Below are 15498 nucleotides of genomic sequence, written 5' to 3'. Positions count from 1 at the left end.
CACCTTGAGGGGTGTTTTTGTTAGCGGTAGGGCGCGAGCCCTCCGGTCTGTCACGGTGTGTTTGAAGCGCGACCGGACGGCTCGCGCCGTTCCGCTAACACCTTGCGGCCAAAGGACGTGGTGTTGGGCTGACGCCACGTGCTGAAGTGATCACTTCATCTTCACGCGGCACAGAAAACTGTCCGCGGTGATGTACAAGTACGCTTCGTCGGCATCAAAGGTGCAATTGCTGACGCGACCGCCGGTGATGATGCGACCGAGTAACTTGCCGGCCGGAGAGAGTACGTAGATCGCGCCCGGGCCGCTGCCGAAGATCGTTCCATCTGTTTTGACGGTCATCCCGTCGGGAAGTCCCGGATAGTCCTTCATCGCCGCTTTGGCATCGTGCAAGACCTTGCCCTGCCCCAGCTTGCCGTCGTCGCCGATCGGAAAGGCCATCCAGATCGGGCGCTCGGGATCACTTTGCGCGACGTAGAGCGTTTTTTCGTCCGGCGACAAGGCGATCCCGTTGGGCCGCGTCATCTCTTTGGTCAGCAGCGTCAGCGAGCCGTCGGCGCCGAGCCGGTAGACGCCACAGAAATCCAGTTCGCGTCGCGGGTCGTCGGCGCGTTCGGGCAACCCGTAAGGCGGGTCGGTGAAGTACAGGTTGCCCGATTTGTCGAACGTCAAATCGTTGGGGCTGTTGAGTCGTTTACCTTGGTAGCGATCGACCAAGGTCCGTTTGCCGCCGCCGCGGGTGAGCACCGAAACGCGACGGTCACCGTGCTCGCACATCGTCAACCGATGTTCCGGATCGAGCGTCAGTCCGTTGGACCCGGGTTCCAAACCGTAGTAGCTGACTCCGGTGTAGCCGCTCGGTCGCATGAACAATTCCACACCGCGCGACTGGGACCAATGGAAGATACTATTACGCGGGATGTCGGAAAACAGCAAATGGCCGCCTCCATCATCCACGATCCAGACCGGCCCCTCGGTCCAGGTGAACCCCCCCGCCAGCACCTCGATCTTGGTGGCGGCATCGGCATAGGTTTCCATCTCCGGCGCCAGCACTTCGATCTGACCGATCGTGGAGGGCGTTTGTGCGACGCCGTAGGTGGCGAGACCGAGCAACAGCAGACTGAGTAGTTTTCGCATCGAGTTGAATCAAAAGGAAAGGAAGAGCGTTATTCCGCGTCCTTTAGTGTATCCAAATCGTTTTCCGGTTTGCGAATTTGTGCCCGCGGTTTTTCGGTAATGGTTCCCGGGACCAACCAGGGTCCGGTGGAATGTTCCTTGATGATACGGAACAGTTCGGTGTTGTCGATCGATTCGACCTCCAACAACCGTTGCGTGATCGCTTCGAGCACCTCGCGCCGCTGGGTCAGGATTTCGCGGGTTTGGGTGAGCGCGTCTTCGACGATCCTGGACACTTCCTTGTCGATCAGTTTGGCGGTGTCTTCTCCGTAAGTCATGCTGTGTCCGTTGCCGCCACCGCCGGTCAGGAACGGCGACGCGGTGCTGCGGCGGTAATTGATCCGTCCCAGCCGGCTCATGCCATAGTCCATCACCATGCTGCGGGCGATTTCGGTGCAGCGTTCCAGGTCGTTCTGGGCTCCGGTGCTGATGTCCTGCAACACCATTTCCTCGGCCAGCGTGCCTCCCAGCAGGACCTTCATGCGGCTTTCCAACTCCAGCTTGGTCATCAGATAGCGTTCGGATTCGGGACGCTGCATGGTGTAGCCCAGCGCGGCGAACCCGCGGGGGATGATGCTGACCTTGTGGACCGGATCGGTGTTGGGCAGCGCGGCGGCGACCAGGGCGTGGGCGGCCTCGTGATAGGCCACGCGGATCTTTTCGTCCTCGTTCATCACGCGGTTTTTCTTTTCCAAGCCGGCGGTCACGCGATCGACCGCTTCGTCGAACTCGGTCGTGCTGACGGCCGATTTGTCTGACCGTGCCGCCAACAACGCCGCTTCGTTGACCAGATTGGCCAGGTCGGCTCCGACAAAACCGCTGGTGATCGAAGCGATGTGTCGCAGGTCGACATCGTCGTCCAATTTCACGCTGCGGACGTGGACCTTCAAGATCGCTTCGCGGCCGGCGAGATCGGGACGGTCCACCAAAACTTGGCGGTCGAAACGTCCCGGGCGCAGCAATGCCGGGTCCAGCGTTTCGGGGCGGTTGGTGGCCGCGACGACAATGACTCCGTTGTTGGAATCAAACCCGTCCATTTCGACCAACAAGGCGTTGAGCGTTTGCTCTCGTTCGTCGTGGCCGCCGACCACGCTGCCCGAACGACTCTTGCCGAGCGCATCGAGTTCGTCGATGAAAATAATGCACGGCGCGCGGCTGGTCGCCTGCTGAAACATGTCGCGAACCCGTGCCGCACCGACGCCGACGAACATTTCGACAAAGTCGCTGCCGGACAGGCTGAAGAACGGCACACCGGCTTCACCGGCGATCGCCCTGGCCAACAGCGTCTTGCCGGTCCCGGGCGGTCCGACCAACAACACGCCCTTGGGGATCCGACCACCGAGTGCCTGGTACTTTTCGCTGTTCTTGAGGAAGTCGACGACCTCACGGACCTCTTCGACCGCTTCGTCAATTCCCGCGGCGTCTTCGAAGGAGATCGACAGGTCTTCTTGGCCGTGCAATTTGCCGCGGCTGCGGGAGAACGACATCGGGGAACCGACCCCGCCGATTCGCCGCAACATGATCACCCCGATGGCGATGATCGCGCCTAGCATGAACAAGTTGAACCAATTGTCCGCCAGCCAACGATTGGGACGGGCGTTGTCCCAGGTCACACCCGAATCGCGCAAGATTTGGTCAAAGTAGGCATCCTGGGTTTCATTCTGCACGCGGATGGTCTTGAAATCGGTCTTCGTCGGCACGTTCTCGGGGTCATCTTCCGCTTTTCTGCCCGAGCCCAACGAGCGATACATCACCGTCCCGGTGATTTCTTCGTCGCCGAGCAAAACGAGTTGCAAATCGGAAAACTCCAGCTGAATCTTGGGATCCTTGGGCGAATCCACCACCACCCTGGGCGTTTCCGCCTGACCGCCTTCGCGCTCCACTTTCTTTTGTTTGCCGTGTTCGACGAGCAACTTGGCCAGGTCGGGGTAGCGCAGCGAGCGGGTATTTTGCCCGAACAGCAGGGCACTCATCATCACCGCCAAGATCACGCCGATGATGACCAACCAAACGCCACCGGTCCGGGTTTCTCGCGACGGCGCGTCGCCGCCTCGGTTGCTTTGATCGTCGGAACCGCGATTGGATCGTTTCTTGTCACTCATCGAAGATTGATATCTGCGTCGAAAGAGGGGAAAGAGAGGCGACGTCGGTCACCGTGGCGTGTGGTGGTCCGGCCCAGACACACGACGTCCGCTGGCTGTGTCCGCTGGCTGCGAATCGAGCAAATTAATCGAATCCCACCAAATCACACGCCATTGTTCGGTCCAATCGCACGCGGGACAACCCACCGCGGGCCGAGCATAACGCAAGGTCGGGTCGTAACAATCGAACCGATCGTCCATGATAAAGGTTTCAAGGGATTCTACCGGAGCTGATGGAACCGTCACCGTGACCAAACTCTCAACCGCCCCCCCCTGCGAATCCGAGTTGCCTGCCGACCGTTCCAAGCGATCGACGGTCAACGTTGCGGTCCTGGGGGCGACCGGCAGCATCGGCACTTCGACCGCCGAAGTGATCGGGCATTTGAATCGCATCGACCCGGACCATGCGTGGCGGTTGTGGGCCGCATCGGGGCACAACAACCTGGACGTGTTGGAAACGCTGGCCGGACAGGCCTGTCGGGACGGCCGAGCACCGGCGCGTCTGATTTTCTCCGATCCCTCCTCGATCTCGCCCGAAACGGCGACGCGGCGATTTGGATCCTTGTTGGACGATCCGGGCGGGCTGCGGTTCGGCCCCGACCAACTGGTCGACGCCGCGCGCGATCCCGAAGTCGACGTGGTGGTCGCGGCCATCGTCGGCCGCGCAGGGCTGGAAAGCACCGTCGCGGCGGTCGAAGCCGGCAAACGGGTGGCGCTTGCCAACAAGGAAACGCTGGTGGTTGCCGGCGGCTTGGTCAGCGAAAAAGTGGCCCAATCCGACGCCCAGCTGCTGCCGGTCGACAGCGAACACTCGGCGATCTGGCAGTGCATCGCCCACTCGCCGAGCCCCGCCAAGCGGCTGATTCTGACCGCCAGCGGCGGCCCGTTTCGGTCCGCCAGCGCGACGGAAATGCGAAATGCAACGCCGGACTGCGCCCTGGCGCACCCCACCTGGCAGATGGGGCGGAAAATTTCGATCGATTCGGCGACAATGATGAACAAGGCGTTGGAGATCATTGAAGCCAGGTGGCTGTTTGACGTCTCGGCCGACCAAATCGAGGTGATGATCCATCCGCAGTCGATCATTCATTCGATGGTGGAATTCCAAGACAGCTCGGTGCTCGCTCAACTCAGTCCACCGGACATGCGATTGCCGATTCAGTATGCTCTGACGCATCCCCGACGTCTGCCTTGTCCGACTCCGCCGTTGGATCGCCAACAGAGCTGGGATTTGAGTCTTCAACCGGTCGATTTGGACCGTTTTCCGGCGTTGACACTCGGTTTTGAGGTCGCCAGGGCTGGCGGAACAGCCGGCGCGGTGGTCAATGCGGCTAACGAAGTGGCGGTCGGTCTATTCCTGGACGGCGAAATTCGGTTTACTGACATCGTCCCCCTGTGTCAAAAAACGCTCGAAAACCACACCTTCGAGCAACGGCCCGGATTGGCCCGTCTGCTGGAATTAGACCAATGGGCACGCCAAGAAACGCGGCACTGTGCCGAACGCCTTTCATCCCCTCCTCGTAGATAACCAACGATATGATCAGCGATCTGTTCCTCCTGCTAGCCGAATCCGAACCGGAGGGTCTGATGGCGGTGGGAAGCAAATTCCTGCTTTGGACGCGGGTGGCGCTCGGCATCGGCCTGGTCATCTTCGTCCATGAACTGGGGCATTTTGTCGCCGCAAAGACCTTCGGCGTCAAATGCGAGAAGTTTTACGTGGGCTTCGATCCGCCGATGAAGATCGGCCCGATCAAGCTGCCGTCGACGCTCGGCAAATTCACTTACGGCGAAACGGAATACGGGATCGGAATCATCCCGCTGGGCGGCTACGTCAAAATGCTCGGCCAGGATGATGACCCGCGAAAGATGAAAGACGAAGCGGCCCGGGCACGTCAGTTGGCCGGCGAGGAAGAGGTCGACGACGATCACGACGGTGAATCGGAACCGTCCGCGGCGAGCGAGCTGGCGGAATTGGATCCCCGCAGCCTGCCCGCCAAACCCGTCTGGCAACGCATGATCATCATGAGTGCCGGCGTGTTCATGAATGTCGTGACCGGGGCGATGTTCGCCGCCGCCGCGTTCTTTTATGGCGTCCCCTACACCCCCGCCATCATCGGCGGCGTGACCCCGGGCGGCCCGGCTTGGCAAGCCGGAATCGAACCCGGCGGACAAGTCGTCTCGGTCGACGGCATGGACGACGCCCAAATGCACTTCCGCGAGATGCGTTCGGCGATCTTGCATGCCGGTCTGGAAACCCCGGACCGCCCGATCCCGCTGACCGTCGCCTTCGACAGCCGGAATGTTCAATACGAACTCGTCACCCAGCCCCATCCGCTGCAAAACCGGTTTCGGATGATCGGCATCACCAGCCCGACGTCGACCACGCTCAGCGATTCCGAAAACGCGGCCCCCCGCAGTGTCGCCGCCGACGTGCTGACCGAGCAAGATCTCGGCGCGACGATCGTCTCCTTTGACGGCACGCCGATCGACGAAAACGCGATGGTCCCCGGCACGCCGTTGTTCGACTATCTGAACACGCATCCGGAAAAAACGATCCAACTGGGACTGCGTCGCGCCGACGGCAGCAATCACGTCGTCGAGTTGCCGCCGCAGCAATCAAAGTGGATCGGGATTCGCGCCGCCGCCGGTCCGGTCACCGCACTGGTCACCAACGGCCCCGCGGAAAAAGCCGGACTGCAAGTCGGTGATGTGATCGAAGCGGTGGGCGAGGTGACGGCGCCCGACGGAGAGGAATTGGTGCTGATGCTCGCCCGACGCGAGCCGATCGTGTTGACGGTCCGCCGCGGAGAAGAAACCCTGAAAATCGAAATCAGTCCCGATAATTCTCCGCAAACCCTTTCGCCCACCTACGGCACCGGGGACAAGGCATCGATCAATGCCTACGGCTTTGCCTTTGAATTGCCCGCCACGGTCAGCGCGTTCAACCGAGAACACCTGGTCAAGGGCGACGAGTTGCAGCCGACCGACGAGCTGAAGAGCATCACGCTGCTGGCGAGCAACGAATACCCCGATGATTTCTCGACCGGTCCGCTCGCCGCCCTCGTCGAAGAACTGTCCAAGGGATGGAAGTTTGATGAAGTCAAGACGGCGGCAGGGTTGTTTGAATCGATTCAATCGCTCCCCGAAGGTACCGAGTTCAAAGTGTTGGCCGAACGTGCCGAATCCGGCGTGATCGTCGAATCGGTGGTGAAACTGGCGACGGACCAACGCGTCCGGTTCGAACGCGGACTGGGCTTGGTCGCGTCGGAAGAAATCCAGACGGCGAGTTCGTTGAAGGAAGCGTCGGTGCTGGGGATTCGCGAATGCCGACGCCGACTCGGCGAAGTCTTTCGATTCCTCAACATGCTGGTCCACGGAAGCGTCAGCAAGGATCAAGTCGGCGGGCCGATCAAGATTTTCCAAGTCGCCGGCAGCGAAGCCGAACGCGGCGTTTCGGCCCAACTGCTGTTCTTGACGATGCTCAGCATGAACCTGGCCGTGCTCAATTTCTTGCCGATCCCCGTCCTGGACGGTGGTCACATGGTGTTTCTGATCTGCGAAGCGATCATGGGACGTCGTGTGAACGAAGAACTGGAGATGCGTTTGACGCTGGTCGGCGGGCTGATGCTGCTGGCGCTGATGGTGTTCGTGTTTTTCAATGATTTGATCAACATCTAAGCGCAGCACCAGAGGGCTGGCGGGCCGTCGATTGAATGGGATTTGTCGAGACGATGGTGAGCCGCTGGCCGTAAGGCCTCGGGCAGCGTCTCGATGCCCGGCCGCTTACGCGTCGCGGCTCACTCTATCGACAGCCCGCTGGCGCCCTGCCGCCAGCGAGTGCTTTACCGTTGCGCTTCCGCATCTTCCGTCTGTAGCGGCGTGGCCGAACGCAACGGTCGAGGCCAACGTGCCTGTTGCGACTGTCCTCCACGTTGCGAGCGTGGTTCTCGTTGATCGCATCAGTCACGGTGCACCGCCACCCTCGCGTCGCTGTCTCCACATTCGCAACACTTTCGTGCACGAGCGTCACCCGGGCGTCGATATGACTCTTGTTCGATTGACCCTCGAATCGATTTGCAACTGACGACCCTCCCTCCCTACGTCGGTTGAAATCGCGGCGCATCGGAGCATCGACGTCTGCCGTCCTGACCCCAAAAACTATCTGATCACGTTCGATCCCTACGATTGACGCGACGATGGTTGGGCGGACGTCGCTGCTCGCCCGCGATTTTTTCCAGCGCATCATCTGGTCGCTCGCCGCCTCCCAATCGGCAGCTGCTGGCTGAAAACCTCATGAGGGCTCGATCACTTGCTGCGCGCCCTCTCCCAACGACGGTGATTCACGGGTCAATCGATGCCTTCCCACTTCGATGTAGCGCCACTCCCTTTTTAGGAGGCACCATGGCCAAGAAAGACACCTACCGCGTGGTTACACGCGGCCGTGATGGTTCGTTGATGATTTCCGATTATCCCTCCATCGCTCCCCTGATGCAGTCGCACCAACAGATCGGCATTGATGACTGCAGCACCGACCTGGCACTCCGCGGGATGCCCGTGTTTCGTGGCCTGATCGGTCCGATGCCCGAAGGCAAAAACATCGTGCGTTACGAAACGCCCGAGGTCTTTGAAGTGTTGACGAAAGAGTGGATGAACGCGAAACCTCGCAAGCGTCGACGCCGCACCGCGGCTCAGATCGCCGAAGAAGCCGCGCTCGCACTGGAACTGGAGTCGCAAATGGCGTCGTCCTAAACGAAGTGGGGTAGGCTTCCAGCCTGTCAGCGGTCGACGTGGACGAGGCTTCCAGCCTACCCGACACCGAGCACTCGTCGGAGCACTTCGACTCGACGGGGATATGCCGAGTCGGTCCAACCGGTCAACGGCAGCGTGACCGAACCGTCGCCGCGAATCGTCGTGTCCGCATGGTGGACACCCGGCATGCTGGCGGGCAGGTAGGCATGCGCGCACGACTGGCCGGGATCCACTCCGCCGATTTGCAGACGCACCGGAGCGGTGAATTCACCGACCGGACTGCCGACGCGAATCGTCGGATCAAGCGGTGACGACAAATCCGACGGCGACACTTGATTGTTCCGCCAACGCATCACGGTCCGCAAATTCTGGTCAGCGGTCAGCCGCAACAGGGTGACGCGTGAGACGATCGAGTCGTCGCCTTCATGCCCGTCGGAGATCGGCAACGCCGTCTCATTCCAGCGGGCGATCCAGCGGATCAACAGTTCGCCGGCGATCACTTCCTCGCCCGATTCAAACGCCGCCTCCCCGACCACGACCACGGTGGAACGACTGTTTCGAAAATGCTCGTGCAGTCGATCGGGTTCCGCCCCGCTCGAGTCGACCGCCGCTGCCGAGTCGACCGCCGAGTCGACTGCCAAACCGCCCAGCAATTCGTGCAAGCGTGAAAGCAGACCGATCGTGGCGGTGGGCGTGTATTCCATCGCCGCACCGGACTGGTTCAAACGTTCTTTCAATCGCGGCGTGCGCGGATCCAGATTGCCGATCACCCAGAAATACTCGGCGCGACGAACCGCGTCGCCCAACGTGGTGCCGAGCAAACCGTCGCGGGCAATCGTTTGATCGAGCGCCCGTGCGCAGGCGGTGTCGGCGATGCGCAGCTGCATCTGGCCTTCGGTGACCAGCGTCTCCAACATTTTCGCTTCCGCGATTGTCGCCCCGTTGAACTCCACGACCGGAGTCGGTTGGAGCGCTAGCGATTCACCGAGCGCGTTCCAATCGATCGAATCGATGGACTCGGACCCGATCCTGGCGGTGGGCGTTCGAACCGCCGCGGCCAGTTCGAGCCGTGCCAGATCACAGGGCACATCCGTCTCGCCGCTGGCCGCATCGACGCGCACGTCATCGCAACACAGCGGGCAAAACGGACAGACGATCGGATCGCTGGGCATGATTATGCCTTGGGGGTTTTGCGCAACTGCAACCACTCGCTGTGGAACGTGCCGTCCTTGTCGACTCGCTTGTAGGTGTGGGCACCGAAGTAGTCGCGTTGGGCTTGCAACAAGTTGGCCGGCAATCGTTCCATGCGATAGCCATCGTAGTAGCACAGCGCGGTGCTGAATGCGGGAACGGGGATCCCCATGACCGATGCAACCGCGACGACCTTGCGCCATTTCTCTTGCGCGTTTTCGACGGCGTCTTCGAAGTATTTGGCCAACAGCAGGTTTTCCAAGTTCGGATCGGCGTCAAAGGCTTCTTTGATGCGGTCGAGGAACTGGGCGCGAATGATGCATCCCCCTCGCCACAGCAAGGCGGCGGCGCCGTAGTCGAGGTTCCAGTTGTGTTCGTCCGAGGCGGCTTGCAGTTGAACGAAGCCCTGGGCGTAGGAGACGATCTTGGAAGCGTAAAGTGCTTGCCGAACCGCTTCGACGAATTCGGCTCGATCACCGACGAGCGTCTCGGCGATGGCACGCATTTCGGGATTCGACGATTCGGACGGGCCGTTGAGTGTTTTGCTGGCTCGAACGCGGGCCTCTTTTTGGGCCGACAACCCACGGGCGAAGACGGCGGTGGTGACCAGCGTGCTAGGGACACCCAGATCGAGTGCCAATTGGCTCATCCATTTCCCGGTGCCCTTGGCCCCGGCGACGTCCATGATCTTGTCGACCAAGTAACCGTCGCCGCCCTGGTCGTCTTTGACGCTGAAGATATCGCGGCTGATTTCGATCAGGTAACTCTGCAGTTCACCGTCGTTCCACTGGTCGAACACGTCGTACAGTTCCTCGTTGGTCAGCCCACCGAGTTCACTCAACAATTGATAGGCTTCGCAAATCAGCTGCATGTCGCCGTATTCGATGCCGTTGTGCACCATTTTGACGTAATTGCCGGCACCACCGCTGCCCAGCCATTCGCAGCAGGGGATGTCATTGTTGGGGCCGACTTTGGCGGCGATCGACTGAAACATCTCCTTGATGTGCGGCCAGGCTTCGGCGGACCCGCCGGGCATCAGACTGGGACCTTTCAGAGCGCCCTCTTCGCCGCCGCTGACGCCGCAGCCGACGTACAACAACCCGGCTTCTTCGACCTGTTTGGTGCGGCGTTCGGTGTTCACGTAATATTCGTTCCCACCGTCGATGATGATGTCGCCGGGCTCACAGTGCGGCAGCAATTGCTCGATGATCGCGTCGACGGCCGGGCCGGCCTTGACCAGCATCATCAGCTTGCGGGGGCGTTTGACGGCTTTGACGAATTCTTCGATCGAGTGGGTACCGACGAAGTTCTTGCCTGCGGCGCGGCCGGCGATTAACTCGTCGACCTTGCTGGTCGTGCGGTTGTACACGGCGACCTTGTACCCGCGACTTTCAACGTTCAGGGCTAAGTTCTCGCCCATGACTGCCAAACCAATCAAACCGAAATCGCAATCGCCGCTCATCTTTAAAAACTCGTTGGGAAGGTGGTTTCCAGACCGTCAGGCCAGATTCTACGGCAGAGCAAAAAAACCGGAAGGGCGGGGCAATCGCGTCGGCGGAGAGCTAAGATAGGAGCGGTGCGGTATGGTGTTTGCACCGTGAGCACGTGGCGGTCAATCGCCGCTGGGCCCTCAAAATCCCCATGCGGGGGCAGATCCGGACCACTGATTTGCCTCAATTTCGGTTCCATCGCGGTAGTTTCTTGCCGATCCGCCCGCGACTGATTACTGTCACAGCGAGTGACTTTTCCCCCTGCGCCCCCAACCTCGGCCGCGTTTTGAAATTGGTTTCACCGATGACACGTCTTTTCCGATCATTTCTGCTTGCCGCCCTCGCCGCAGCCTTCGTCTGCTCCGCATCCAACGCCCCTGGCCAAAACACGGGCGGCGGAGGCAATACGGTCAACAACTTTGCCCAGCCGATCGCCGGCGTCGACGTCGATGCTCAAGGCGTCTTGAAAGTCCGCCAGTTTGATCCCCGCGTCGCCCAGCAACGTTTGATGGCCGCCCGTCAAATGCGGGACAACGACCTGATGCGTGGTAGCGAACTGCGAAAAGTCTCGCTGCAGCGCCTCGAAGCGGCCATCCAAGACCAACTCGCCGCCGGAGGTGCCGTCGGCGATGATTTGACGGCCCTCGCAGGCCTGACGTCGATCCGGTACGTCTTCTACTATCCCGAAACCCGCGACATCGTGGTGGCCGGACCGGCCGAAGGGTTTGTCGCCGACCCCACCGAACGTTTTGTCGGCATCGAGTCCGGTAAACCGACGGTCCTGTTGGAAGACCTCGTCACCGCCCTTCGCGCCTTCGCGCCCGGCCAACCGGCGACCGGTGTGATCAGCGTTTCGATCGATCCGACCGAAGAAGGCTTGCAGCGAATGCAACAGTTCCTGGCATCGGTTCGCGGCCGAGTGCAACCCAGCGATGCGGCTCGCCTGGCAGCTGGTTTAAAAAACAATCTGGGACTGCAAAACGTCTCGATTCGCGGCATTCCGACCGACACCCACTTTGCCCGCGTCTTGGTCGAAGCGGACTATCGCATGAAACTGATCGGGATCGGCCTGGAACGTCTGCCGATGCGATTCCAAAGCTACGTCGACCGAGCCAACCCGTCGGCGGTCGCCGCCAACGCGATGGAACGATGGTATTTCCAACCCCGCTATGACGGCATCGCGGTCAGCGAAGACGGGTTGGCGATGAAGATCAACGAACGCGGCGTTCAGCTGGTCGGAGAAAACGAGCGGGTCGCCGGCGGAAAACGAACCATCACCCGTCGCGTCAACAAAGCCAGCCAGGCGTTTTGCCAGGAATTCACCAGCAAGTTCCCGATGATCGCCGACCGGGTTCGAATCTATGCCGAACTGCGTCAACTGATGGACGTCTCGATCGCTGCGGCCTACATCCAAGAACAGGACTTCTACGGCCAAGCCGAATGGGCCATGCCGGTCCTGGGCAACGAGTCGGTCCTGACGGTGCAAACCTACACCGCGCCGGAACAAGTCGAGACCGCCGTGAATGCGGTTTGGCGAGGCAACACCCTGATGACGCCGCTCGGTGGCGGTGTCCAGATGCAACCGCGAAAAGCACTCGCCAAAGAAACGCTGGTCGTCGACCGCGAGGGACGGACCGACCAAGTCAAACAGTCCGCCGGACCGTCTGGCTTGAAGCCCGGGCAGTGGTGGTGGGACTGATTCCCAACCGCTGATTCGTCATCACAGCGAAACCACGCTACACTGGCCGTCGGGAATCACTTTCCGTGCGGCCAGTGTTTTTTTTATGAAGTACGAGTCACCCCCGAAACCGTCCGACAAGCGGAATCCACTCGTCGTCGACGCTTCCGAAGACGACTTCGTCAAATCGGGGTTGGTGGTCGTCTACGACGCGCTGCAAGAATGCCCGTATCTGGACGGGAAAGTGGCTCGGATGCCGCTGGAGTACCCCAAACGCCGGATCTTGCCCGACGACCTGGATCGTTTGCTCCGACTCGGCTATCGGCGTGCCGGAACAATGCTCTATCGGACGCAGTGTCCCGATTGCAGACAATGCATTCCCACCCGCGTCAACGTGCATCCGTTCCAGTTCTCTCGATCGATGAAACGGATCCTCAATCGATCCGAACGAGAACTGGAGATCAGCTGGGGACGCGTGCTGGTCGACCCCGAACGACTTCGCCTTTTTAACACCCATCGCAGCGCCAGAAAGCTCAGCCGTCGTGGTCCGGCAGATTTAGTCGACTACCACGAATTCCTGGTCGCGACCTGCGTCGAGACGGCCGAACTGACCTTCCGACTGGACGGGAAACTGATCGGAATCGCGATCGTCGACTTGGGCCGCGAGTCCGTCAACGCCGTCTACACGCACTTCGACCCCGACTATGGACGCTACTGCATCGGCACACTGGCGGTGCTCAAACAAATTCAGTGGGCCCGGCAAACGGGACGAACCTACGTGTATTTGGGCCTGTTTGTCGCTGAAAACCCCCACTTGAACTACAAAGAGCGGTTCCGCCCCCAAGAGCGACTGCTAGGCGGAGTCTGGCGTGCCCCTGACGCAGAATGATACACCCTGGGTGCAGCATTTTGCTACGCTGAGATGTCGGAACGGCGCCACGGATGACCGAATTGAAAAATAATTTGATTGGCATGATTTTTTCACTACCGGTCGTTCGGTGGTGGACGCCGCCCCCAAACGCTCCAATCACCAGACGAACCAACGTTAGGAATACGTGATGAATCGAAACCGCCGGATTGCGATCTTGGTTTCTGCTGCCGCCTTCACCTTCTTGCTCTCTCCGATGGTGGCGTCGCCTTCCTGCACCGCTGCACCACCGGCAGATCCTGACCAGGCCATCAGCGCCGGCGAATTCGCGGTCGCCAAATCGATGCCGCCCAAGACGCTGCCGACCACGCGTGACGGTTGGTTGGCCCAGATCGCCACGGCCCAATCGCTCTCGGGTGATTCGCTGGCCGCCGCCGCGACGGTGCGTCAGATCGAGACCCCGGAAAACCGCCAAAGCGTGATCGACCAGACGCGCGGAGCCGCACGCGGCGGACCTGCCCAAGGTGGCGGCGCGTTCGCGGATTTTGACTCCCTGATGGCGCTGATCGAAACCACCGTGGTTCCCGATACCTGGGAAGCACTCGGCGGCAACAGCACGATGGCGCCCTATCCCCAAGGGGTTTATGTCGATCCGTCCGGAACGGTCGAAATCGCCTTGCTGCCCAGCGACGATCAATCGCGGGCCCGGGGGGCGATCGCGAATCTCGACACCTTGCTGTCCGGCGACACCACCCCGACCGCACGCGACTGGCGCAGCCCGTCAAAACTTCGTTGCGTTTCACTACGTCGCCTGCGTGATGAAATCACGACCCGACGGATGACCGGCGTTCCGCTCGGCGACAGTCTGTTGAATCTGGCCGGCCTGTCGCACATCCAGTATCTGATCCTGACCGACGACGACGTCATCTTGGCGGCCCCGACCGGCGGGATCGACATGGATCGCGGTTGGTATGTGGACCGTGAATCGGGGCGTTCGACGCTCCGCAGCGACTTCCTGGCCCGCTGCCTGGCGTCCACGTTTGCCGACACGCCATTCGGCTGCACGATCGATCCGACGCCGGCGGGCATGCAAGCGGCGATGGACGTTGCGGCCGAGATTCGCTCCGGACAGATTCCGATCGGCAAATCCGCCGACCAATTGCGAACCGCGCTCGGCATGCAACGCGTCGAGGTGTTCGGCGCCGCCGGCGACACCTCCGTCGCCTTGCTGATGGTCGAAGCGGACCGCCACATGAAACAACTCGCCCTCGGCGAGCAACCGATGCCCGAGGGCGTCGACAGTTACTTGGACGTCGTGGACGACTTCATCGCGCAAGGCCCTCCGGACGGATTGTTGCTGCGGCTTTGGTTCACGGCCAACCCGCAAGCGGTTCGCAGCGACACGGAGCAACGTGTTTTTGAAATCGCCGGCACCCCGATTCGGCTCAGCGGTGAAAACCAACGCGCGTTGGCCGATGGCGGCCGCGGCGATGTCACCGTTGATCCGCGTAGTGCTCAATTTGTCGCCGGATTCAATCGACATTGGTCCCGTATCCGCGACCAGTACCCCATCTACGGCGCGCTCGAGTCGCTGTATCGGGTCGCCGCGGTATCCCATCTGATCGACCGGTTCGGCTCGCAGGACGTGCACCGCCCGTTGGCGATGGGGCTGGCCGCCGAAGACGACGCCAGGGACTGGAATCTGCCGGCCCCGAAACAAGTCGAATCGATCGCGACCTTGCACACCGTTCGCAAAGGCAGTCAGCGTCACCACGTGCTGCTTGCCAGCGGCGGCGTGTCCGTCGCGACCGAGTCGACCGTCAAAGCGACGATCGGCACCTACCCCACACTGTCGGGACAAACCTACGTCACCCATCATCAGCCGATCCCGGTGAATCATTGGTGGTGGGACGCGCCCTGACATGAATGGCACCGGCATCGGCAACCGTTGGTGTTTAGCCTTCAGGCGATTCCCGGTCGCTGCTACGCAGCGACAGTGGGCGGCTAAAGCCCAATACCGCTAAGTTAACATGAATGAGGGGGCCCGGACGCTGGCGCGAACCGGCTGATGTCAAACGAATATCAGCCGTTTGGCGCGAGCCTACGGGCCCTCATCTGAAGAAACGACGCTTAACTTAGCGGTATTGGGCTAAAGCCTGCACACCAACACTGTGCCCGTGCCATTCGTACCTGACCTTTACCGCGGCA

At 60.9% G+C, this 15498-nt stretch carries 10 protein-coding genes; 6 read left to right on the top strand and 4 right to left on the bottom strand.

The window, feature by feature from the left end:
- Positions 1 to 150: 150 nt before the first annotated feature.
- Both NZK35_RS26710 and ftsH read right to left on the bottom strand, forming a co-directional pair.
- Entirely contained in the window at positions 151 to 1134 is a 984-nt protein-coding gene (locus NZK35_RS26710) for an SMP-30/gluconolactonase/LRE family protein (RefSeq protein WP_259635576.1), read from the bottom strand.
- 29 nt (positions 1135 to 1163) lie between these two features.
- A complete protein-coding gene (gene ftsH, locus NZK35_RS26705; protein WP_259635575.1) occupies positions 1164 to 3275 on the bottom strand; it encodes an ATP-dependent zinc metalloprotease FtsH in 2112 nt (703 codons plus the stop codon).
- Between the two features lie 286 nt (positions 3276 to 3561).
- Here ftsH and dxr point away from each other — a divergent pair, with 286 nt between their 5' ends.
- From dxr to NZK35_RS26690, 3 genes are all read left to right on the top strand, one after another.
- Positions 3562 to 4842, top strand: a complete 1281-nt coding sequence (dxr, locus tag NZK35_RS26700) for a 1-deoxy-D-xylulose-5-phosphate reductoisomerase (RefSeq protein ID WP_407699839.1) — start codon at positions 3562 to 3564, stop codon at positions 4840 to 4842.
- Positions 4843 to 4850: 8 nt separating this feature from the next.
- The gene (locus tag NZK35_RS26695; protein ID WP_259635574.1) at positions 4851 to 6992 is read left to right on the top strand and encodes a site-2 protease family protein; all 2142 of its coding nucleotides are present in this window, start codon (positions 4851 to 4853) and stop codon (positions 6990 to 6992) included.
- Positions 6993 to 7715: 723 nt separating this feature from the next.
- On the top strand, positions 7716 to 8063 hold the full coding sequence (locus NZK35_RS26690; protein WP_095739365.1) for a hypothetical protein: 348 nt from the start codon (positions 7716 to 7718) through the stop codon (positions 8061 to 8063).
- A 56-nt stretch (positions 8064 to 8119) separates the two neighbouring features.
- On the opposite strand, the gene NZK35_RS26685 is transcribed toward NZK35_RS26690, so the two are convergent.
- Both NZK35_RS26685 and gnd read right to left on the bottom strand, forming a co-directional pair.
- A complete protein-coding gene (locus NZK35_RS26685) occupies positions 8120 to 9235 on the bottom strand; it encodes a molybdopterin-binding domain-containing protein (RefSeq protein ID WP_259635573.1) in 1116 nt (371 codons plus the stop codon).
- Between the two features lie 2 nt (positions 9236 to 9237).
- A complete protein-coding gene (gnd, locus tag NZK35_RS26680) occupies positions 9238 to 10716 on the bottom strand; it encodes a decarboxylating NADP(+)-dependent phosphogluconate dehydrogenase (protein WP_259635572.1) in 1479 nt (492 codons plus the stop codon).
- A gap of 332 nt (positions 10717 to 11048) precedes the next feature.
- On the opposite strand from gnd, the gene NZK35_RS26675 reads away from it, so the two are divergent.
- The 3 genes from NZK35_RS26675 to NZK35_RS26665 all read left to right on the top strand — a co-directional run bounded on the left by NZK35_RS26675 (position 11049) and on the right by NZK35_RS26665 (position 15211).
- Positions 11049 to 12443 carry a DUF1598 domain-containing protein gene (locus NZK35_RS26675; RefSeq protein ID WP_259635571.1) on the top strand — a complete coding sequence of 465 codons (1395 nt, stop codon included), beginning with the start codon at positions 11049 to 11051 and terminating at the stop codon, positions 12441 to 12443.
- An 85-nt stretch (positions 12444 to 12528) separates the two neighbouring features.
- The gene (locus NZK35_RS26670; protein ID WP_259635570.1) at positions 12529 to 13311 is read left to right on the top strand and encodes an arginyltransferase; all 783 of its coding nucleotides are present in this window, start codon (positions 12529 to 12531) and stop codon (positions 13309 to 13311) included.
- Between the two features lie 169 nt (positions 13312 to 13480).
- Positions 13481 to 15211 carry a DUF1598 domain-containing protein gene (locus NZK35_RS26665; RefSeq protein WP_259635569.1) on the top strand — a complete coding sequence of 577 codons (1731 nt, stop codon included), beginning with the start codon at positions 13481 to 13483 and terminating at the stop codon, positions 15209 to 15211.
- Positions 15212 to 15498 lie beyond the last annotated feature (287 nt).

It is taken from the genome of Stieleria sedimenti, from assembly GCF_025060895.1.
GTDB classification, from domain to species: Bacteria; Planctomycetota; Planctomycetia; order Pirellulales; family Pirellulaceae; genus Stieleria; species Stieleria sedimenti.
The sequence above is the reverse complement of the archived record's forward strand: the minus strand, read 5'-3'. Positions and strand labels throughout refer to the sequence as shown.

Excerpts from the sequence above, each read along its gene's own strand:
- NZK35_RS26710 (WP_259635576.1), bottom strand. The coding sequence starts at position 1,134 with ATGCGAAAACTACTCAGTCTGCTGTTGCTCGGTCTCGCCACCTACGGC.
- ftsH (WP_259635575.1), bottom strand. The coding sequence starts at position 3,275 with ATGAGTGACAAGAAACGATCCAATCGCGGTTCCGACGATCAAAGCAAC.
- NZK35_RS26695 (WP_259635574.1), top strand. The coding sequence starts at position 4,851 with ATGATCAGCGATCTGTTCCTCCTGCTAGCCGAATCCGAACCGGAGGGT.
- NZK35_RS26690 (WP_095739365.1), top strand. The coding sequence starts at position 7,716 with ATGGCCAAGAAAGACACCTACCGCGTGGTTACACGCGGCCGTGATGGT.
- NZK35_RS26685 (WP_259635573.1), bottom strand. The coding sequence starts at position 9,235 with ATGCCCAGCGATCCGATCGTCTGTCCGTTTTGCCCGCTGTGTTGCGAT.
- gnd (WP_259635572.1), bottom strand. The coding sequence starts at position 10,716 with ATGAGCGGCGATTGCGATTTCGGTTTGATTGGTTTGGCAGTCATGGGC.
- NZK35_RS26675 (WP_259635571.1), top strand. The coding sequence starts at position 11,049 with ATGACACGTCTTTTCCGATCATTTCTGCTTGCCGCCCTCGCCGCAGCC.
- NZK35_RS26670 (WP_259635570.1), top strand. The coding sequence starts at position 12,529 with ATGAAGTACGAGTCACCCCCGAAACCGTCCGACAAGCGGAATCCACTC.
- NZK35_RS26665 (WP_259635569.1), top strand. The coding sequence starts at position 13,481 with ATGAATCGAAACCGCCGGATTGCGATCTTGGTTTCTGCTGCCGCCTTC.